Origin of the sequence: Streptomyces longispororuber (assembly GCF_014656095.1) — a bacterium.
In the GTDB taxonomy this organism is placed as follows: domain Bacteria; phylum Actinomycetota; class Actinomycetes; order Streptomycetales; family Streptomycetaceae; genus Streptomyces; species Streptomyces longispororuber.
Map to the genome: position 1 here is coordinate 23,042 of NZ_BNBT01000063.1, position 20,437 is coordinate 43,478.

The following is a 20,437-nucleotide window of genomic DNA, read 5'->3' on the forward strand; positions in this document are numbered from 1 at the left end:
TGCCAACAATTTCTCTCAGTTGTCATCGCCCGGGTTCATCTGAGCGATGATCGATCATCGCAGGTCAGAGGGGGTGCGTCTCACCGGACGCCCGCGCTCCACCACGGGTGCGCCCGCCGCACCGCCCGGCACACCGCGCCCGGCGACGCCCCCCGTGTCACTGCGTGCACCGTGCCCACGCCCTTGGTCAGGCTGACTCCCGGACGCGGGCGGGCACCCCACCGACGCCCTCGCCCCGGCGAGCTCCCGGGCGCGGAAACGCCGCCGCCCACCGGCCCTCGGACAGGGCGGGTGGGCGGGCGGTCAAAGGCGGGGTCCGGCCCCGGTCACGGGCGGGCGCGGAGGGCCTTCTCGATGGTGCGCATGATCTCGTCCAGCGGCGCGTCCGTACGGGCCACCGTCACCAGGACCTCACCGCGGTCGGAGACCGTCGCCGGGGCCCCGGAGGGCGCCGCGTCCCGCCCGGCGCCGATGCCCGTGCCGAAGGTCCGCCGCACGATCCCGAAGGCGTGGTCGAGCTGGGCCTCCACGTCCCCCTGGCCGCCGGCCCGCAGCCAGCGCCGCAGCACGTGGTTGTGGGCCGTGACGACGGCCGAGGCCGCGACCTCCGCGAGCAGCGGGTCGTCGTTGCCGTCGTGGTGCGCGTGCTCGTCGAAGTGGCCCAGGAGGTAGCGCGTGAAGAGGCGCTCGTAGCGCGCCACCGAGGCGATCTCGCGCTCCCGCAGCGTGGGCACCTCGCGCGTCAGCCGGTACCGCTCCACGGAGACCGCGGGCGAGGCCGCGTACATCTTCATGACTTCCTTGATGCCGCGGCACACCGTGTCGAGGGGGTGCTCGTGCGCGGGCGCCGCGTTGAGCACGGCCTCCGCGCGGATCAGGGTGTCGTCGTGGTCGGGGAAGATCGCCTCTTCCTTGGAGCGGAAGTGGCGGAAGAAGGTCCGGCGGGCGACGCCGGCCGCCGCCGCGATCTCGTCGACCGTCGTCGCCTCGTAGCCCTTGGACGCGAACAGCTCCATGGCCGCGGCCGCCAGCTCGCGGCGCATCTTGAGCCGCTGGGCCGCGGCGCGGCTGCCCGCGGTGCTCTCGGGGGGATCGGGCGTAGCGGGCGTACGTGTGGACTTGGCGGCCTTGGACATGCCCTGAACGTACTGCATGCGCGCAGCCGGGTGCGCCCGCGGGACGGGGCCGCCCGACGGTTCGAGCAGCCCTCCCCAGCCCGCGCGGCCGCCGCGCACGGCGTGGTGCGCCGCGGCCGCGCCGTCCGGCGACCGGTCAGCGCCGGGCATGTTCGCGGAAGCCACGGCCCGTCTTGCGGCCGAGGCAGCCCGCGGCCACCAGGTGTTCCAGGAGCGGCGCGGGTGCGAGCCCCGGCTCGCGGAACTCGCGGTGCAGGACCTTCTCGATGGCCAGGGACACGTCCAGGCCGACGACGTCCAGGAGCTCGAACGGGCCCATCGGGTAGCCGCCGCCGAGCTTCATCGCCGCGTCGATGTCGTCGAGGGACGCGTAGTGCTCCTGGACCATCTTGACCGCGTTGTTCAGGTACGGGAACAGCAGGGCGTTCACGATGAACCCGGCCCGGTCCCCGCAGTCCACCGGGTGCTTCTTGAGCGTCGCGCACACCTCGCGGGCGGTCGCGTGCACCTCGTCCGCGGTCAGCACGGTCCGCACCACCTCGACCAGCTTCATCGCGGGCGCCGGGTTGAAGAAGTGCAGCCCGATCACGTCGCCGGGCCGGGAGGTGGCCCGGGCGCAGGCGATCACCGGCAGCGAGGACGTCGTGGTGGCGAGGACGGCGCCCGGCTTGCAGACCTTGTCGAGCGTCGCGAAGAGCTGCCGCTTGACCTCCAGGTCCTCGGCGACCGCCTCCAGCGCCAGGTCCACGTCGGCGAACGCCTCGTACGAGCCGCACGGCACGATCCGGTCCAGGGTCCTGGCGGCCGCCTCCGCGGTCATGCGGCCCTTGTCGACGGAGCGCGAGAGCGACTTCGCGACCCGGGCCTTGGCGGCGACGGCCTTCTCCTCGCTGCGGCCGGCGAGCACCACGTCGTACCCGGCCTTTGCGAACACCTCGGCGATCCCGGAGGCCATCGTGCCGGAGCCGGCCACGCCCACCGCGCGCACCTCGCGCCCCCGCGCCTGCCGCGCGCCCTCGACCGGGGTCAGCGCGTCACGCACCACCTCGCCGCTGTCAGGACCGGCGTACGTGTAGAAGCCGCGGCCCGCCTTGCGCCCCGTCAGGCCCGCCTCGCTGAGCTGCTTGAGGATCGGCGCGGGCGCGTGCAGCCGGTCGTGCGACTCGGCGTACATGGCGTCGAGGACGGTGCGGGCGGTGTCGACGCCGATCAGGTCGAGCAGCGCCAGCGGCCCCATGGGCAGCCCGCAGCCGAGCCGCATCGCGGCGTCGATGTCCTCGCGGCTCGCGTACTTCGCCTCGTACATCGCCGCGGCCTGGTTGAGGTAGCCGAAGAGCAGCCCGTCGGCGACGAACCCCGGGCGGTCGCCGACGGCGACGGGCTCCTTGCCGAGGGCGGTGGCCAGCTCGGTGACGGCGGCGACGGCCCCGGGGGCGGTGAGCACGGACGACACCACCTCCACGAGCTTCATCGCGGGCGCCGGGTTGAAGAAGTGCAGGCCCAACACCCGCTCGGGCCGGGCCGAGTCGGCCGCCAGCCGCGTCACGGACAGCGCGTTGGTGCCGGTGGCGAGGATCGTGTCCGGGCGCACGATGCCGTCGAGCTCGCGGAAGATCTGCTGCTTGACCTCGTACGACTCCGGCGCGACCTCGATCACCAGGTCGGCGTCGGCCGCGGCGCTCAGGTCGGTGGCGGTGTGGAAGCGGGCGAGGGCGTCCGCGCGCTCGCCCTCGGTGAGGCGCTCGCGGCGCACGGCGCGCGCGGTGGAGGCCTCCAGGGCGGCCACGGCGTGCGCGGCGGCCTGCTCGCTGATGTCGATGCCGACGACCTCGCGGCCCGCGACGGCGAGGACCTCGGCGATGCCGGTGCCCATCGTGCCGAGACCGACGACGGCGACGGTGTTCAGGGGCGTACCGGAGGTACCGGATGTACCGGACGAACCGGCGGGGAAGGCGTCCATGCGGGGACTCCAGGAAGTGAGTGACGACTGGGGGCGCACGCGTGGGGCGCCCGGCGGGGGCGCACCGGACACGTCGGCACGCGTGCGTGGCGACCGCGCGAGCGGCGTGAAGTGGTGCACGGCGCGCGGCATGGAGCGGGGAGCGGCGCGCGGGAAGTGCGCGAGAGGGAGCCGACGGGCCCTGTCCCGGAGCCGCGTCGTCCTGCGGTACGTGCGTACCAAACCGACAGCACTCGCGACGGCTGCGTCACCAGGCCGTCAGGAGTCGTGGAACTGCTTACGGGGAGTGTGCCCCGCTCAGATGAGATTAACCGGTGAGTAACGAGCGCGCCAGCCCCCGGTGTCTGTGACCTCCGTCGCGACTAGGCTCGCCGCATGGATGCGGAGTTGCGGACGGTGACGGATCGCTTACGACGCGAGGCTGCGGCGTCGGGAGAGCTGGAGGCGTACGAGAGGCTGCTGGCGGTCGACGACCCGGACGAGCTCGCGGGGATGCTGCACGCGGCCGGGCAGCCGCTGTGGGCACGGGAGTTGGCGGCGGTGCGGCTCGGCACGGCGGGGGACAAGCGGGCCTTCGAGTCCCTGGTGCTGCTGCTCAACCACCGGGACCCGCCGCGCTGCGCCGCCGCCGCGTACGCGCTCGACCGGCTCGGCGACCCGCGCACCGCGCGCGCGGCGGCCGCCCTCGCCACCGACGAGCTGCGCGTCGCCTACGCCCTGCACCCGGTGCGGCTGCTCACCGAGTTGCGCGCCCCCGAGTCGGCGCCCGCGCTGATCGTCACCCTGCAGCGCCGCCTCACGCCGAACGACCCCTACGGCAAGGTGGCGCTCGCCTGCGTGGAGGGGCTCGGCGCGCTGGGCGACCCGCGGGCGATCCCGGTCCTGAAGGCGGCCTGCGCCCACCCCCGCCTCGCGGCGGCGGCCTCGGCGGCGCTGGCGCGGGTGTCGGCGTGAGTTAGCCGGGCGTGAGGCGGCGCAGCAGGCGCACGTACGGGCTCCAGCGCGCCGGGCGGGCCACCGTGCCGGTCAGGGCCAACTCGGCGCGGTCCAGGCTGTCTTCCAGGCAGGCGTCGTGGAAGGAGCGGAAGGCGAGCGGCCAGGTGAGGCGGGCCGGGCCGCGGGCGCGCATGGCCAGCGTGTGCCGCAGGATCGTCCGCGGGGCCCCAGTCGCGGCCGCGCCCTCGTCGCGCGCGGGGCGCGCCCCGGGCCCGGGCTCGACGGCGTGCACCGAGAACTCGTGGAACCCGTCGAAGCCGCGCGGGCCCGTGAAGGTGAAGCGCACCCACTGCCCGGGCGCGTGTGCCGCGACGGTGTAGCGCACCGGGCCGTGGCCGCCGCGGGAGCCGGGTGCGAGGCCCCGGTCGAGCACCATCCGCGGCCAGTCGGCGTGCGGCCAGAGCGGGTCGCCGGCGGTGGCCAGGGCGTCGAGGAGCGCGCCGACCTCCTCGGGGTCGGCGGCCAGGAGGCGTTCGTGGACGTTGAGGACGGCCATGGCTGCTCCAGGTCCTGAGGGCGTACGGAGGGCCGCGCTCCCGGGCAGGTCCCCGGGGGCTGTTTTGGAGAGCCCTCTCTATTTAATTGGAGAGTACTCTCCCTTACATGGCGAGGCCACCCCGGTACGACAGCGGACGCTTCCTCGACGCCGCCGTGCGGCTGGCCGCGGAGGCGGGCCCCGCCGCGGTCACGATGGCGGCCGTCGCCAAGGCCGTCGGCGCGCCCAGCGGATCGGTGTACCACCGCTTCGCATCGCGTCCCGCGCTGCTCGCGGAGGTGTGGCTGCGCACCGTCGAGGACTTCCAGGAGGGCTGGTTCGCGGCCCTGGGCGACGGCGGCCAGGGGCCCCGCGCCGCCGCCCGCGCGGCGGCCGTCCACGTCGTCGCCTGGAGCCGGGCGCAGCCGCGCGCGGCGGCCCTGCTCCTGTACGGCCCCGCCGACTTCGGGCAGGGCGGCTGGCCCGAGGAGAGCGAGGCCCGGGCGCGGGCCGGGCACGAGCGGGTGCGGACGGCGCTCGCGGAGCTGTGCGCCGACCTCGGCGAGGACGGCGCCCGGGCGGCCGAGCGGGTCGCGCTCGCGGTGGTCGACGTACCGCTGACGATCGTGCGCCGCCATCTGCGCCGCGGCGAGGACCTGCCGCCGTACGCCGAACAGCTCGCGGGCGACAGCGCGCTGGCGCTGCTCGGGGCGGGCTGAGGGCGGGCGGGCCGGGCCGCGCGGCGGGGGTCAGGCGCCCTCGGCCGCCTTCCCCGGCTCCTCCGCCACCACCGCGAGCGCCTCGATCTCCATCAGGTACTCGGGCGCCACCAGCGCCGCGACCTGGACGGCCGAGGACGCGGGGAGCCGTGCCGGGTCGAGGTGGGCGTCGCGTGCGGCGCGGACGGCGGGCAGGTGCGCCATGTCCGTGAGGAAGTACGTCAGCTTGATCACGTCGTCGAAGCCGGCGCCCGCGGCCGCCAGGCAGCGGCGGAGGTTCTCGAAGACCTGGAGGGCCTGGGCCGCGGGGTCGCCCGCGCCGACCAGCTCGCCCCGCTCGTCGAGGGGGAGCTGGCCGGAGACGGCGACCAGGCGGCCGGTGCCCGCGACGACATGGGTGTACGCCGTGGCCGGCGCGACTCCCTCGGGTGCGTGGAGGTGCGTGAGACGGTTCATGATCTCCATGGTGGACCACGGGACCGACAACGCGCCGGGCGGAGGGGCCGGTTCGGCGCCGCGCCGCCCCGCGGACCGGAGGGCTCAGCCCCGGAACCGGAGCGGCCCGGGCAGCTCGGCGCCGCGCGCCGCCCCGTCCCCGGAGCGCGCGGGCTCAGGCTCCGGCCCGGGCCGGGCCTTGCACACCGCGTCGACCTCGCCGCCGCTCCGCGGCACCTCGCCGTGGTGGAGGTACGCCGCCAGGTACCGGTCCATGCAGGCGTTCCCGCTCAGCGTGGCGCCGTGGTTGCCGCCGCCCCACTCCACCACGAGGCTCGAACCGCGCAGCTTGCGGTGCATCGTGACCGCGCCCTCGTACGGCGTGGCCGCGTCGTCCGTGCCCTGGAGGAGCAGCACCGGCGGCAGCGCCGTGTTGCGGACGTCCGCCGGGCTCAGCGAGGCCGTGGGCCAGAAGGCGCAGGGCGCGTTGTACCAGGCGTTGTTCCAGGTCATGAAGGGCGCCTTCGCGTGGGTGCGCGTGTGGTCCTCGCGCCACTGGCTCCAGGGGCGCGGCCACGGCGCGTCACGGCACTGCACGGCCGCGTACACCGAGTAGCCGTTGTCGGTCGCCGCGTCCGGGGCGCCCAGGGCCTCGTAGGCCCGCACGAGCGGTTCGGTGCTCCGGTCGTTCGCGTAGGCGGCGAACGCCTCGGCCAGCAGCGGCCAGGAGCCGTCGAAGTAGCCGCCCGGCAGATAGGTGTCCTCCAGCTCGGCGGCGCCGACCTTGCCGCCCGCGGGCTCCTTGGCGACGGCGCCGCGCATCGCGTACCACTGGGCCTCGACCTTCGCCGGATCCTTGCCGAGCGCGTACCGGGCGTGGTGCCGGGCCACCCAGGCGAGGAACGCCTTGTGGCGGGCGTCGAAGGCGAAGTCCTGCGCGAGGTTGGCCGCGTACCAGACGGCGTCCGGGTCGACCACGGAGTCCAGGGCCATGCGGCGCACCCGGTCCGGGAACAGCTTGGCGTACACCGCGCCCAGATAGGTGCCGTACGAGTAGCCGAAGTAGCTGATCCTCGGCGCGCCGAGCGCCGCCCGGATCGCGTCCAGGTCCTTGGCCGCGCTGACCGTGTCGACGTACGGCAGCACGTCCGCGTACTTCTTCGCGCACGCCTCGGCGAACGCCCGCGCCCGGTGCAGGTTGGCCCGCTCCAGGGCGGGCGTGGCGGGTACCGAGTCGGGGCGCACGGGGTCCGCGTGCCCGGGGCGGCAGGTGAGGGCCGGTGTGCTCCTGCCGACACCGCGCGGGTCGAAGCCCACGACGTCGTAGCGCGCGGCCACCCGCTCCGGCAGCGACGCCGCGACGAACCCGGCCGTGGTCAGCCCGCCGGCGCCGGGACCGCCCGGGTTGACCAGGAGGGGGCCCTGGTACGCCGGCGAGGTGTGCCGCACCCGGGACAGGGCCAGGGTGACCTGCCGCCCGTGCCGGTGGCCGTGGTCGAGCGGCACCCGCAGGGACGCGCACTCCAGGCGCGGGTACTCCGGCGTCGCGCACGCCTTCCACGCGAGGGGCTTGTGGGTGCGCGGGGCGCCGGGCGCGGTCCGCGGGTCCGCGCCCGCGGCGGGCACCGCCGCGACGAGACCGGCCAGCAGAGCGGCGGCGCCGCACAGCGAGACGGCGGTTCTTCTCATCGAGCCTCCCGGGACGCGGGGTGCGGGGCCGCGCGGCGCACGACCCCCGCCGCATGGTCCCGGAAAGCCCGCCCCGGGAGGGGTGATCCGGCGATAAATGCCCGGAAAGGAGCACCAAGTGGACACCGGTGCTCATGGCCCGCCCGTCCCGGCCGGGTCACAGGAGGGTGAGCTGCGTGGGCCCCGGCTCTGGCTCGGGCTCCGGGGCCGTGCGTATCCGGCGCGCCGCCCCCGCGCGCGTGGGGCCGATGCCGAACTCCTCGGCCAGCTCGTGCACCTGCCGGGTGATCCGGCGCTGGTACCAGGTGGGGGCGTAGGCGCCCTCCGCGTACAGGCGCTCGTACCGGCGCACCAGGTGCGGATGGTGCTGGTGCAGCCAGGACATGAACCACTCGCGGGCGCCGGGGCGCAGGTGCAGGACCAGCGGGGTCACCGACACCGCCCCGGCCTCGGCGACGGCCCGCACCGTGGCGCGGAGCTGCTCCGGCTCGTCGCCGAGGAAGGGGATCACCGGTGCCATCAGGACGCCGCAGCCGATGCCGTGCGCGGTGAGGGTGCGCACGACCTCCAGACGGCGCCCGGGCGCGGGCGTGCCCGGCTCGACGGTGCGCCACAGGGACTCGTCCAGGAAGCCGACGGACACCGAGATGCCGACGTCGGTGACGGCGGCGGCCTGCCGCAGCAGGTCGAGGTCGCGCAGGATCAGCGTGCCCTTGGTGAGGATCGAGAACGGGTTCGCGCGGTCGCGCAGCGCCTCGATGATGCCGGGCATCAGGGCGTAGCGGCCCTCCGCGCGCTGGTAGCAGTCGACGTTGGTGCCCATCGCGATGTGCTCGCCGTGCCAGCGGCGCGAGGCGAGCTGGCGGCGCAGCAGCTCCGGCGCGTTCACCTTCACGACGATCTGGCTGTCGAAGCCGAGCCCGGTGTCCAGGTCCAGGTAGCTGTGCGTCTTGCGGGCGAAGCAGTACACGCACGCGTGCGTGCAGCCGCGGTAGGGGTTGACGGTCCACTCGAAGGGCATGCGCGAGGCCCCGGGCACGCGGTTCACGATCGTTCTGGCCCGGATCTCGTGGAAGGTGATCCCGCGGAACTCCGGGGTGTCGAAGGTTCGTGTGGTGACCGCGTCCGCGCCGAACAGCGCGGCGTCGGCGGCGCCCCGGCGCGGCCCGTCGGACAGGTTCTCCCAGCGCATGGCGCCTCCTCGGTAGCACTGGCCACAGAATAGAACATCTGTTCCCATGATCGTGCGAGCGCCGTACGGGCGTGGCGGGCGGCCGGAGGGGGCCCCGATTTGGGGCGCCGCCGCACGGGGTGGTTGGGTGACCGTCGAACCCCCGAGACACCAACTGGAGGAAGTGCCATGGCGCAGGTCGAGGCGACCACGGAGCGGATCATCGCGGCACGGCCGGAGGACGTCTTCGATGCGCTGGCCGACTACAGCGGCACGCGCGAGAAGGTCCTGTCCGAGCACTTCAGCGAGTACGAGGTGCGCGAGGGCGGCGACGGCGAGGGCACCCTCGTGCACTGGAAGCTCCAGGCCACCAGCAAGCGCGTCCGCGACTGCCTGCTCGACGTGACCGAGCCCACCGACGGCGAGCTGGTCGAGAAGGACCGCAACTCCTCCATGGTCACCACCTGGCGCGTGACCCCGGCGGGCGAGGGGCAGGCGCGCGTGGTCGTCACCTCGGTGTGGAACGGCGCGGGCGGCATCGGCGGCTTCTTCGAGCGGACGTTCGCCCCGAAGGGCCTCGCCCGCATCTACGACGCGGTCCTGGAGCGGCTGGCCGCCGAGGTCGGGAAGTGACGCCGAGCGGCACTGGCCGGAAGTAACCGCCTGGGCCACGGGAGTTGGGGTCGGCGTGACACGGAACCGTGTCGTGCCGGCCCCAACTCCCGTTTACGCCATCAGGGTTGTTCGGCAGCTCACCGTTTCGAGTGGTTTTCGGCGCCCTCGGGTCGTGCGCCGTAGGGCTCCCACCGGCGCTAACGTGCGCCGGTGCACCTCTCGGGGGGACTCGTCGCGCTTGCTCGTAGTTGTCGCGTAATGCGAGAAATGGGCGGCGCAGCCGGACGAGGGGAGCAGCAGGTGGGCGGGACGACGCTGGCGATGCGGGCCGAGCACGGCGACCGGGGGGCCACCCGGAGCCCCGCCATCGACGTGGCGCAGGAGCCTGTGCCCCCCGACGGCCGGGGGCCCGCCGGGCAGGGGCTGAGCCCCGCCCGGGTCCGGATGGTCTTCTTCGGCCTGACGCTGGCCCTGCTGCTGGCCGCGCTCGAGCAGATGATCGTGGCCACGGCGCTGCCGAAGATCGTCGGTGAGCTGCACGGCCTGGACCGGATGTCCTGGGCCATCACCGCGTACCTGCTCACGGCCACCGTCGGGCTGCCGATCTACGGCAAGCTCGGGGACCTCTTCGGGCGCAAGGGCGTCTTCCAGTTCGCCATCGTCGTCTTCGTGGCGGGCTCCGCCCTCGCGGGCTGGTCGCGCACCATGGACCAGCTCATCGCCTTCCGCGCCCTGCAGGGCGTCGGCGCCGGCGGGCTGCTGATCGGGGTCCAGGCGATCATCGCGGACATCGTGCCGCCCCGCGCGCGGGCCCGCTACATGGGCATGATCGGCGCGGCCTTCGGGCTCGCGTCCGTCGCGGGGCCGCTGCTCGGCGGGTTCTTCACCGACCACGTCTCCTGGCGCTGGTGCTTCTACTTCAACGTGCCGTTCGGCCTGGTCACCCTGGTCGTGGTGGCGCTCGTCCTGAAGCTGCCCGAGCCCGTGGCGCGCGGGCGCCTGGACGTGCTCGGCGCCCTGCTGCTCACCGCCGCCTCCACCTGCCTGGTCCTGCTGACCAGTTGGGGCGGCACCGAGTACGCGTGGGGCTCACGCGTCATCCTGGGGCTCGCGGGCGGGGCCGTCGCATCGGCCGTGCTCTTCCTGCTGGTCGAGCACCGCGCGGCAGAACCGATCATTCCGCTGCGCCTCTTCCGCGACTCCGTCTTCGTCGTCACGGGCCTGGTGGGGATCGCCGTGGGCATCGCCCTGTTCGGCGCGGCCAGCTATCTGCCGACGTATCTGCAGATGGTCGACGGCGCGAGCGCCACGGAGTCCGGGCTGCTGATGCTGCCGATGATGGGCGGTGTCGTCGGCGCGTCGATCGTCGCCGGACAGCTCATCAGCGTCACCGGGCGCTACCGGGTCTACCCCGTCCTCGGCAGCGCGCTGTCCGTGGCGGGCATGTATCTGCTGTCGCGCCTGGAGGCCGACACGCCCCGGCTGCACTACAGCCTCTGGATGGCCGTCCTCGGTGCCGGTGTCGGCCTCGTCATGCCGGTGCTGATCCTCGCCGTGCAGAACGCCGTCCCGGCCGCCGACCTGGGGACCGCCACCAGCGCCAACAACTTCTTCCGGCAGATCGGCGGCAGCGTCGGTGCCGCCGTCTTCGGGACGCTCTTCGCCGCGCGGCTCACCGACGCCCTCGCCGACCGGCTGCCCGACACCGCCGGCCTGCCGGACCCCGAGTCGATCACCCCGCAGGTCGTCCACGTGATGCCCGCCCACCTGCGCGAGGGCTACATCCAGGCGTACGCGGACGCGATGCCCCGGATCTTCCTCTACCTGGTGCCGGTGCTCGTCCTCGGCCTGCTGTTCGCCTTTTTCCTCAAGGAGACCCCCCTGTTGTCCAGTGCCGCGTCCACCGACGCCTCCCTCGCCGAGCCCCCGGTCGTCCCCGAGGCCCGGTCCCCGCACGCCGGGGTGCCCGTCTGCGGCACCGTGCAGCACCCGGACGGCACCGTCGTGCCGCGCGCCGCCCTGACGCTCATCAACGTCGCGGGCCGGCAGGTCGGGCGCGGCGCCAGCGGGGACGACGGCCGGTACGCGCTGGCCACGCCCGGCGCCGGATCGTTCGTGCTGATCGCCGCGGCGGGCGGCCACCAGCCCCAGGCCGTCACCGTCACCGTGGGCGAGCGCCCCGTCGAGCTCGACGTCGTCCTCGGCGGGGCGGGGCGGCTCGCCGGGAGCGTGTGCACCGCCGACGGCACGCCCGTCCGGGACGCCGCCGTGACGCTGACCGATGTCCGCGGCGACGTCGTCGCCACCACCCGCAGCGGGCGCGAGGGCGGCTACGTGTTCACGGAGCTGGTGGCGGGCGAGTACACCCTCGCCGCGAGCGCCCCCGCGTTCCGGCCCGCCGCACTGCCGGTGAGCGTGCAGGCCGCCCGGGAGACGCGGCAGGACGTCGAGCTCGCCGGGGGAGCGGTGCTGCGCGGCACCGTGCGGGCCGGCGGTGGGCGGCCCGTCGAGGACGCGCGCGTGACCCTCCTGGACGCCGGGGGCAACGTCGTCGACACCCTGACGACCGGCGCGGACGGCACCTTCCGGTTCGTCGACCTGTCGTCCGGCGAGTACACGGTGATCGCGGCGGGCTACCCGCCGGTCGCCACGGTGCTCCAGGTCGCCGGCGGCGGCCGCACGGAGCGGGACGTGCAACTGGGGCACGAGGACCACCACTGAGGCGCGGGGGCGCTCCACGGCGGTCGGACGCGGGGGCCGCGGGCTGTGGCGGTCGGACGCGGGCACGGCGGTCGGGTGCGGGGCCACGGGTTGCGGCGGTCAGGTGCGGGGCCACGGGTTGCGGCGGTCGGGCGCGGGGGCGCGGGCGAGGCCGCCGGGGCACGGCGACCGGGGCACGGCGACCGGGCCTGACCGTTCCCGACCGGGCCTGATCGGGGCGGGCAGGGCTGACCGGGACCGACTGGTTCCGGCCGGGGTCGCCCGGGGTCGGCCGGGTCGACCTCGGCGGGGGACCGGGACCGACCGCGAGCGGTCCGGACCGACGGCGGCTGACGTGGGCCTTCAGGGAAGGGCACGGACCGGACAGGACCGGTCGGTGCGTGGTCAATTCGCGCAAGGAGCCGCACGGTAACCCGTCCCGGTCGTACGGTGGTTGGGGGCGGAGCAGATCTTGCCGCGCCGTGGGAAGGAGCCTTGGCCATGGAGCGTGGGACCCCGGACGGCGGACCGGCGGCGCGCGACGCCGTGTCCGGCCGCATCCCCCTGGCCGTGGTCGTCATCGACGGCGCCGGCCTCGTCTCCCACTGGAGCGTGGGCGCGCGGCGCCTGTTCGGCTACGCCAAGGAGGACGCGGTCGGCCACCCGGCGGGCGACCTGCTGCCCGTCTCCGGCGCGCTGCCCCCGGGCGCCGACGAGCACTACGCCGTCTACGACGACCTGGGCCCCGACCTCGGCAGCTCCCTGGACGGCCATACCTCCTACCCGGCGGCGGGCCGCGCCCGGCTGACGCCGTCGGCGGGCCGGGGCGAGCGCCTCGATGTGCTGTGGTGGGCCTATCCGCTGGTCGGGCCCGGACCGGAGCGACTGCTCGTGCTCGCTGCGGACGCGGCCCGGCTGGCCGGTGCCGACGACCACGACGGCGCGCGCGTGGAGCGCATAGCGCCGGGGTTCGCGCTGCACACCGACTTCCCCGGGGCGGACGACCTGGCCCGGCGGCTCCCGGAGATCCTGCCCAGCATGAGCGTGGCCGAGAGCGCCCGCATCGTCTCGCAGGTCCTGGAACTGGGCTATCCGGTCCTGGAGTTCAGCCAGCACGACCGGGTGCCCGTCACGCCCGACTGGGGCGTGCCGCGCCGGGCCGAGCGCCAGGCGCGCAGACGGCGCGCGGCCGAGGCGGCCGCGGCCGGGCGGGCGCCGGATGCGGAGGCCGCTGCCGAGGACGCCGAGGACGCCGAGGACCTGGAGTACGCCGCGGTCCGCGAGCGCCTGGAGTTCCTGAACGAGGTGAGCGCGCGCATCGGCTCCTCCCTGGACCTGTCCCGCACCATCCAGGAGGTCAGCAAGGCGGTCGTACCGCGCTTCACCGACGTCGCGGGCACCTATCTGCGCGAGCAGGTCGTCGCGGGCGAGGGCTTTCCCGAGGGCGTCCCGGACGAGACCACGCTGTGGCACCGCGTGGCTGTGGAGCACACCGACGAACCGGGCCGCTGGGACGACGTGGTGCCCGTGGGCGAGTCCATGCCGTTCCCCGCCCACACGCCGTTCTTCCAGTGCATGACCTCGGGCGAGCCGGTGCTCGTGCCGCGCATCACCGAGGAGATGGGCAACGCCATCGCCTCGCAGTTCGAGAAGCGCGACATCCGCCCGCTCATCAACCACCGCTCGATGCTGGTCGTGCCCCTGAAGGCGCGCAACGTCGTGCTCGGCTTCATGATCCTGCTGCGCCACCGGGAGCGGCCCGTCTTCAACGACATGGACCGGGTGACCGGCGCCGAACTGGCCGCCCGCGCGGGCCTCGTGCTGGACAACGCGCGCATGTACACGTACCAGGAGTCGGTGGCCGACACCCTCCAGGACAGCATGCTGCCGCACATAGAGTCCCAGATGTCCGGCTGCGACATCGCCACGCGCTATCTGCCGGGCACCCTGCTCGGGCGGGTCGGCGGCGACTGGTTCGACTCCGTGAAGCTGCCGGGGGCGCGGACGGCGCTCGTCGTCGGCGACGTCATGGGGCACGGCCTCAACTCCGCGGCGATGATGGGCCAGCTCCGCACGGCCGTGCAGACCATGGCCGCGCTCGACCTGCCGCCCGCCCAGCTCCTGCGGAACCTCGACGACCTGGCGCAGCGGCTCGGCGAGCACTACCTCGCGACGTGCCTGTACGCGGTGTACGACCCCATCGCGGGCGATCTGCACCTGGCGAACGCCGGGCACATCCCACCGGTCCTGGTCCGGGCCCGCTCCGGCCGCAGCGAGCTGCTCGACCTGCCGACCGGGGCGCCCATCGGCGTCGGGGGCGTGCCCTTCGAGTCGGTCCGGGTGCGGGTCGCGCCCGGCGACCGGCTGCTGATGTGCACCGACGGGCTCGTCGAGGTGCGCGGCGAGGACATCGGCGTCGGCCTCGCCACGCTGGTGGAGTCGGCCGCCCACCCCGCCGCCTCCATGGACGCGGCCTGCGACACGATCATCCGGGCGCTCAACACCCGCGGCGGGCGCAAGGACGACGTGGCCCTGCTGATGGCCCGGCTCAACGGGGTGGCCTCGGACGACGTCGGCCACTGGCGGCTCGTGTCCGACCCGAGCGAGGTCGGCAGGGCCCGCGAGCTGGTCCGCCGCCAACTGCGGGACTGGGGGCTCGGCGCCCTGGAGGACACCGCGTGCCTGCTGGTCAGCGAGCTCGTCACCAACGCCGTACGGCACGCGCGCGGCTCGCGCATCGGACTGCGCCTGGTCCGCTCGGGGCGGGTCCTGTGCGAGGTCGAGGACCAGGACCCGTCGCTGCCGACCCTGCTGAGCGCCGGGCCCGGCGACGAGTTCGGGCGCGGCCTGCGCGTCGTGACGCGGTTCGCCAAGGAGTGGGGCACGAGCAGCGGCAGCTCGGGCAAGACGGTGTGGTTCGAGCTGGAGCCGCCGCGCCGCTGACGCCTTGCGGGCGGGGCGTCGCGGGCGGGGCCGGGACCCACGGAGAGCGACGGAGGCCACCGGGGACCCTGGGGACCCACGAGGCCCCGGAGACACGGGCGGACCCCGGAGACGCGGGAGGCCTCCGGAGACGCGGGAGGCCCCGGAGACGCGGGAGGCCCCGGAGACGCGGGAGGCCCCGGGGACGGCACGGCCCGTGCGGGGCGGAGGGGGAGCGCGCTCCGTCGCGTGGGGCCGCGCGCGGGCACACGCCCGGCGAACACGTATCGAAAGCGCCGTGAAGGTGCGTGCGCGCGGCTTGTCGAGCGCCCCCGCGAGCGGTAGACCGATCTTGTCGTCGGCTTCGACGGCACCGGTCACACCGGTCACACCGGTCACACCTGGGGAGCTGGTCATGAGCGTCACGAGTCGGTACCGGGAAGCGTGGGAGGGCTTCTGGAGCGAGGCTCCCGAAACGGTGGGCGGCGTCTTCTGGGACGCCGAACCGGCCCTGACCGTGGGCCTCCACCTGGCCCTCTTCGAGCCGTACGTGACCGCGCCGGGCCTGCCCGTCGTCGACGTCGGTTGCGGCAACGGCACCCAGACCCGCTTCCTCGCCGACCGCTTCCCCCACGTCCTCGGCGTCGACCTGTCCGCCGCCGCGATCGACCACGCCCGGCGCGAGGACCCCGCCGGGCAGGCGGAGTACCGGCAGATCGACGCGGCGGAGCGCAGCGCGGCGGAGCAACTGCACGCGGAACTCGGCGACGTCAACGTGTACATGCGGGGCGTGCTGCACCAGTGCGAGCCCGCCGACCGGCAGCCACTGGTCGACTCCCTGGCGACGCTGACCGGCGAGCGCGGGCGGGCCTTCGTCGTCGAGCTGACGGAGGCCGCGCGCCCGGTCCTGGCCCGGTTGGCGCAGCGCGTGGGCGGGCCGCCGCCGAAGCTGGCGCCGGTCTTCGCCCACGGCCTCACGCCCGGCGAGGTCGCCGACGCGGCGGTGCTCGACCACGTCCGGGAGGCGGGCCTGACCGTGCTCGCCGACGGCGAACTCCCGCTCACCACGACCGAGTTCACGCCCGACGGCACCCGCATCGAACTGCCCTCGCGGTGGCTCGTGCTGGGCCCGCCGGACACGGCCACCGGCCCGGCGGCCTGAACGGGTCCACCGGCCTGAACCGGCGCACCGGCCTGAACCGGCGCACCGGCCTGTACCGGCCCGGCGTCCTGAACCGGCCCGGCGTCCTGAACCGGCCCGGCGTCCTGAACCGGCCCGGCGTCCTGAACCGGCGAACCGGCCCGAACCGGCCCCCGTTCCCGGCCGCCCGTCACAGGGCCGCGTCGGGGATCCACGAGCCGTGGATCATCGCGGGCACCCGCCGGGGGAGGCGGACCGTGGCGACCGGCGGCACGGTGAGGTCGGAGGCGTCGAGGACGAGCAGCGCGGACGCGTCGGCGTTCAGGTCGCTCACGACGGTCAGGAGGTAGCCCTCGTCCTCGCCGGTCGCGCCGTCCGCCGGGACGAACACCGCCTCGCTGGGCAGCCGCCCGGCGCCGAACGGCAGGAGCTGCCGCGCACCGGTGGAGCGGTCGTACTTCACCAGGGCGTGGTTGCCGATCCCGAGGTCGTCGGGGAACGACAGCGCGTACTGGAAGCGGTGCTCGCTGCCGGTGAAGCCGTCGTTGATCGTGGGGAACTCCACCGTCAGGTCGTCGGTCTGCTCCTCGCGTACGGTGCCCGCGGCCAGGTCGACCGTCCAGCGGCGGCCGCGGGAGCCGGAGTTGGGCTCGGCGCCGCGGTCCGGGGCGCCGACCCACCAGTTCCAGGAGCGCCGCCAGCCCTCGCGGCCCACGGCCGGGCCCTCGACGACGACGCGCCCGAGGGCGTCCTCGTAGGCGTTCGCGATGTGCATGCTGTACCCCTGGTCGATCTCGAACCAGCGGATCCGCCGCGCGCCGCCCGCCTCGCGCGGCATGACGCCGATCCGGGTGGCCTGCGCGTCGCTCCAGGCGTACGGGATCCCGGAGTGCTCGGCGGGGTCGAAGGTGACCGAGCCCTCAAGGAAGACCACGTGGTGCGCGGTGATCGCGAAGTCGTGCTTCAGCGCGGCGCTCGCGCCGGGCACCTCCTGGCTGTCGAGCACCTGCCCGTCGGCGGAGGCGACGTGGTGGATCAGGAAGGGAGGGAGCGGCGAGGAGGCGAAGAAGTGCAGCTCGCCGGTTGCCGGGTCCTCCTTGGGGTGGGCGGTCATGGCGGAGGTGAGCCTGCCGCCGAAGTCGTAGGCGCCCACCGTCTCCAGGTCGGGCGTCAGCTCGAAGGGCAGCGCCGCCTCCGAGAGGGCCAGGAGCCGGCCGCCGTGCTCGATGACGTGCGTACCGGCCGTACTGACCGTCAGGTCGGGCCCCTCGTCGGTCAGGTAGGGGGCGCCGTCCAGGGCCGGGGTGCGGACCCACCGGTTGCGGTACCACTCGGCGCGGCCCCGGTTCAGCCGGACGCCGTGCACCATGCCGCTGCCCTTGAACCAGTGGGTGGGGGTGACGCCGGGCTTGGGGTTGTGGCTGTTGCGGATTAGACGGCCGGTCAGCTCGGGCGGCAGGGCGCCGTCCACGGTCAGCTCGGTCGCGGTGATCTCGTCGGCGACGGGGGCGTAGTGACCGGTCAGGTAGGGCTTGCTGGTCATGGGGAACCTCGATTCCAGTAGGTACGGGGTAGGGGGGCTTCACCAGGAGGGTGCGGGGCAAGAATGTGTGTGGTTGAACACTCACTCCCTGGTGCGGAAAGAGGGCAGCCGCTGGGCCTGCGGGCTGCGGCTGCCGGTTCCGTGGGGGAACGGCGGGGGTGGGGGAGTGGCGGGAGCGTGCGGGGCGGTCGGGGCGGTCGGGGGCGGGTCAGTAGTGCGTGATCCCGGCGGTCAGGGTGCGGGTCCAGGGCGCGGAGACCGCCTCGGCGTCGATGGAGACCAGCAGGTGGCAGAGCATGCCGGTGGCGAAGAACCGCTGCACCTGCTCCTCGCTGCCGCCGGAGGCCCCGCGTACGTACTCGACCGTGCGGGCGTACCCCGCCCGGACCGCCTCGCGGATCGCGGGCTCGGAGACCGCGGCGGCCTGGGCGTGCAACTGCACCAGCATGAGGTCGTTGTCGCTGATCAGCCGGGCGTAGGCGTCGCCCATCGAGTCCAGCACCGCCTCGGGGGCGCTGCTCGCGGCCTCGGCCGCACCGCCTTCGAGGGCGGCCCTGACCCGGACGAAGCAGTGCTCGACGACCGCGGTGAACAGGGCTTCCTTGTTCGGGAAGAGCCGGTAGACGTACGCCTGCGAGATGCCGGCGGCCTTGGCCACCTCCGTGGTCGTGGTCCCGAAGTACCCCCGTGCGGCGAAGGCGCCGATGGCGGTGCGCAGGACCGCTTCCCGTCGTTCTTCGGCCGTGGAGAGCCGACGGCGTTCCGTCTTCATGTGAGTACTCAATCACTCACTCTCGACGGGCGTCAAGGGGGCGCCCAGGCTGCGGCTCTGGCGCCGACGGGCGTGCTGGGTGTTGACGCCTCCGTGGGTGAGTGGTTGAGTACTCACACCTGAGTGAGTGGTCGACCACACACACATGCCGCCATCACCACACCCTGGGAGGAATCCTCATGTTCGCCTTCGCCACCGCCCTCCTCGCCGCGCTGCCCCTGGCCTTCGGGAGCTCGGGCCCCGCGCCGGTGGGCATCGACGAGAAGGCCCCGGTCATCAGCCGCGACGACATCGTCATCCACGCGCCCCTGGACCGCGTGTGGCGCATCCAGACGGACGTCGAGGGCTGGCCCGCCTGGCAGCCGGGCGTCAGCTCCTCCGTCAAGCGGACCCCCGGACCGCTGCGGCCGGGCTCCTCCTGGGTCTGGTCCACCGAGGGCCTGGAGGACATCACCTCGACGGTCGAGCAGGTGCGGCCGAAGCGCCGCATCGTCTGGGGCGGGCCCGCCCAGGGCATCACCGCCGTGCACGTGTGGACCTTCACGCCGGTCAAGGGCGGCGTCCACGTCCGCACCGAGGAGTCCTGGAGCGGCGCGCCCGTCGACGCCGACACCGCGTACCTCCAGAAGGCCCTGGACGCCTCCCTGGACGCCTGGCTGCACCACCTCAAGCAGCGGGCGGAGCAGCGCCACCCCAAGTCCCCGTGCGGCGAACGCGCCTGACCCTGGTGCCGCGCGGGCGGGGCACGGCCCGGCCCCGGCACGGCTCCACGCTCTCCCGACCCGGACCCAGAGCCAGACCTAGACCCCGGCCCCAACCCCCGGCCCGCCCCCCGGTCCCGAAAGGCATCATGTCCCTCCCGACGCCCGCCCCGCCCCCGCACCGCGCGGGCCCCGTCCTGGCCCTGCTGGCCGGTGCGCAGTTCCTCGTGGTGCTCAACACCTCCGTCGTGAACGTCGCCCTGCCCGCCGTCGGCCAGGACCTCCGGCTGACACCGGCCGGCCTGGCCTGGATCGTCAACGCCTACCTCATCGCCTTCGGGGCCCTGCTGCCCGTAGGCGGCCGCCTCACCGACCTGCTCGGCCACCGCACCGCCTTCGTCGCGGGGCTCCTCCTCTTCGCCGCCGGGTCCCTCGCCGCGAGCGTCCCCTGGGGCTTCGGGCCCCTCGTCGCGGCCCGCGCGGTCCAGGGGGCCGGTGCGGCCCTGCTGTCACCGGCGGGGCTGGCGATCCTGCTGGCCCACTGGCCGCCGGGGCCCGGCCGCGGCCGGGCGCTCGGCGTCTGGGGCGCGGCCTCCGCGGCGGGCGGGGCCGCGGGCCTGGTGCGCGGCGTCGTGCTCACCGACGCCCTGGGCTGGTGGGCGGTGTTCGCCGTCAGCGCCCTCGTCGCCCTTTCGGGCCTGGTGGCCGCGCCGCTGCTCCTGGCGCGGGACGCGCGCGGGCGCGCGGCGCGCCTCGACGTGCCCGGCGCGCTGCTGGTCACGGCCGGGCTCACCCTCCTCGTCCACGGCCTGGGCGGCCAGGGCCACGCGCCGCTGCCCGGCTTCGTCGTCCCCGCGGCCGGGGTGCTGCTGCTCCTCGCGCTGGCGCCGGTCGAGCGGCGCGCGAGCGACCCCCTGCTGCCTCCGGCGCTGCTGCGCGACCGCGCGGTCGTGACGGGCAACGCCCTGATGCTGCTGCTGGGCGCCGCATGGGTCGCCACGTTCTTCTTCCTGCCGCTCTACCAGCAGAACGTCCTCGGTCACTCGCCCCTGGAGGCGGGGCTCGCCCAACTGCCGCTGGCCACCTCCCTCATGGCGGCGTCCTGGGGTGCCGGGCGGCTGCGGGGCACGCTCCTGCCGGGGCTCCTCCTGCTCGCCGCCGGACTGCTCTGGCTCGCCCGGCTGCCGGTCGACGGGCACCTCATCGGCGACCTGCTCGGCCCCTCCGTGCTGATCGGCGCCGGCCTCGGGCTCGCCTTCGTGCCCCTGACCGCGCTGGGCGTCGCCACGGCGGAACCGCGGCACGCCGGGGTCGCGGGCGGGCTCGTCAACACCTCGCGGCAGGTCGGCGGCGCCCTCGGGCTCGCGGTCCTCACCCCCCTCGCCGCGCCCGCCGGGGTCACCCCCGCCGCCCACGAGCACGGCTACCGCCGCGCCCTCGTCGCGGCGGCCCTCGTCGCGCT

Annotated in this window: 16 protein-coding genes; 8 read left to right on the plus strand and 8 right to left on the minus strand. The window is 74.8% G+C overall.

Features of this window, described 5'->3' with window-relative positions; translation table 11 throughout:
• Nucleotides 1-326 precede the first annotated feature (326 nt).
• Entirely contained in the window at nucleotides 327-1,154 is an 828-nt protein-coding gene (locus tag IE330_RS20270) for a TetR family transcriptional regulator (RefSeq protein WP_190137501.1), read from the minus strand.
• A 118-nt stretch (nucleotides 1,155-1,272) separates the two neighbouring features.
• Complete coding sequence (locus tag IE330_RS20275) at nucleotides 1,273-3,096, minus strand: 3-hydroxyacyl-CoA dehydrogenase family protein (RefSeq protein ID WP_190137485.1); 1,824 nt, start codon at nucleotides 3,094-3,096, stop codon at nucleotides 1,273-1,275.
• Nucleotides 3,097-3,471: 375 nt separating this feature from the next.
• On the opposite strand from IE330_RS20275, the gene IE330_RS20280 reads away from it, so the two are divergent.
• On the plus strand, nucleotides 3,472-4,050 hold the full coding sequence (locus IE330_RS20280) for a HEAT repeat domain-containing protein (RefSeq protein ID WP_190137486.1): 579 nt from the start codon (nucleotides 3,472-3,474) through the stop codon (nucleotides 4,048-4,050).
• Nucleotide 4,051: 1 nt separating this feature from the next.
• Here the strand turns inward: IE330_RS20280 and IE330_RS20285 are convergent, their stop codons facing one another.
• Nucleotides 4,052-4,588, minus strand: a complete 537-nt coding sequence (locus tag IE330_RS20285; protein ID WP_190137487.1) for an SRPBCC family protein — start codon at nucleotides 4,586-4,588, stop codon at nucleotides 4,052-4,054.
• A gap of 107 nt (nucleotides 4,589-4,695) precedes the next feature.
• Here IE330_RS20285 and IE330_RS20290 point away from each other — a divergent pair, with 107 nt between their 5' ends.
• Complete coding sequence (locus IE330_RS20290) at nucleotides 4,696-5,286, plus strand: TetR/AcrR family transcriptional regulator (RefSeq protein ID WP_190137488.1); 591 nt, start codon at nucleotides 4,696-4,698, stop codon at nucleotides 5,284-5,286.
• A gap of 30 nt (nucleotides 5,287-5,316) precedes the next feature.
• Here IE330_RS20290 and IE330_RS20295 read toward each other — a convergent pair whose 3' ends face one another.
• The 3 genes from IE330_RS20295 to IE330_RS20305 all read right to left on the minus strand — a co-directional run bounded on the left by IE330_RS20295 (nucleotide 5,317) and on the right by IE330_RS20305 (nucleotide 8,602).
• Nucleotides 5,317-5,742, minus strand: a complete 426-nt coding sequence (locus tag IE330_RS20295; RefSeq protein WP_190137489.1) for a RidA family protein — start codon at nucleotides 5,740-5,742, stop codon at nucleotides 5,317-5,319.
• A gap of 84 nt (nucleotides 5,743-5,826) precedes the next feature.
• Nucleotides 5,827-7,410 (minus strand): alpha/beta hydrolase, encoded by a 1,584-nt coding sequence (locus IE330_RS20300; RefSeq protein ID WP_190137490.1) that lies wholly within the window; start codon nucleotides 7,408-7,410, stop codon nucleotides 5,827-5,829.
• 157 nt (nucleotides 7,411-7,567) lie between these two features.
• Nucleotides 7,568-8,602 carry an Rv2578c family radical SAM protein gene (locus tag IE330_RS20305; RefSeq protein ID WP_190137491.1) on the minus strand — a complete coding sequence of 345 codons (1,035 nt, stop codon included), beginning with the start codon at nucleotides 8,600-8,602 and terminating at the stop codon, nucleotides 7,568-7,570.
• A gap of 168 nt (nucleotides 8,603-8,770) precedes the next feature.
• On the opposite strand from IE330_RS20305, the gene IE330_RS20310 reads away from it, so the two are divergent.
• The 4 genes from IE330_RS20310 to IE330_RS20325 all read left to right on the plus strand — a co-directional run bounded on the left by IE330_RS20310 (nucleotide 8,771) and on the right by IE330_RS20325 (nucleotide 15,980).
• Nucleotides 8,771-9,214, plus strand: a complete 444-nt coding sequence (locus tag IE330_RS20310; RefSeq protein WP_190137492.1) for an SRPBCC family protein — start codon at nucleotides 8,771-8,773, stop codon at nucleotides 9,212-9,214.
• A gap of 282 nt (nucleotides 9,215-9,496) precedes the next feature.
• Entirely contained in the window at nucleotides 9,497-11,917 is a 2,421-nt protein-coding gene (locus tag IE330_RS20315; RefSeq protein ID WP_229925786.1) for an MFS transporter, read from the plus strand.
• A 480-nt stretch (nucleotides 11,918-12,397) separates the two neighbouring features.
• Nucleotides 12,398-14,839: a SpoIIE family protein phosphatase gene (locus IE330_RS20320; protein ID WP_190137493.1), complete on the plus strand. Its 2,442-nt coding sequence runs from the start codon at nucleotides 12,398-12,400 to the stop codon at nucleotides 14,837-14,839.
• 394 nt (nucleotides 14,840-15,233) lie between these two features.
• Complete coding sequence (locus tag IE330_RS20325; protein WP_190137494.1) at nucleotides 15,234-15,980, plus strand: class I SAM-dependent methyltransferase; 747 nt, start codon at nucleotides 15,234-15,236, stop codon at nucleotides 15,978-15,980.
• 169 nt (nucleotides 15,981-16,149) lie between these two features.
• On the opposite strand, the gene IE330_RS20330 is transcribed toward IE330_RS20325, so the two are convergent.
• Entirely contained in the window at nucleotides 16,150-17,502 is a 1,353-nt protein-coding gene (locus tag IE330_RS20330) for a carotenoid oxygenase family protein (protein WP_190137495.1), read from the minus strand.
• A gap of 208 nt (nucleotides 17,503-17,710) precedes the next feature.
• Nucleotides 17,711-18,274: a TetR/AcrR family transcriptional regulator gene (locus IE330_RS20335; RefSeq protein ID WP_190137496.1), complete on the minus strand. Its 564-nt coding sequence runs from the start codon at nucleotides 18,272-18,274 to the stop codon at nucleotides 17,711-17,713.
• A gap of 179 nt (nucleotides 18,275-18,453) precedes the next feature.
• On the opposite strand from IE330_RS20335, the gene IE330_RS20340 reads away from it, so the two are divergent.
• Both IE330_RS20340 and IE330_RS20345 read left to right on the plus strand, forming a co-directional pair.
• Nucleotides 18,454-18,996, plus strand: coding sequence for an SRPBCC family protein (locus IE330_RS20340; protein WP_190137497.1), 543 nt, complete (start codon nucleotides 18,454-18,456; stop codon nucleotides 18,994-18,996).
• 128 nt (nucleotides 18,997-19,124) lie between these two features.
• A partial coding sequence (locus IE330_RS20345; protein ID WP_190137498.1) for an MFS transporter occupies nucleotides 19,125-20,437 on the plus strand: 1,313 nt, incomplete at its 3' end.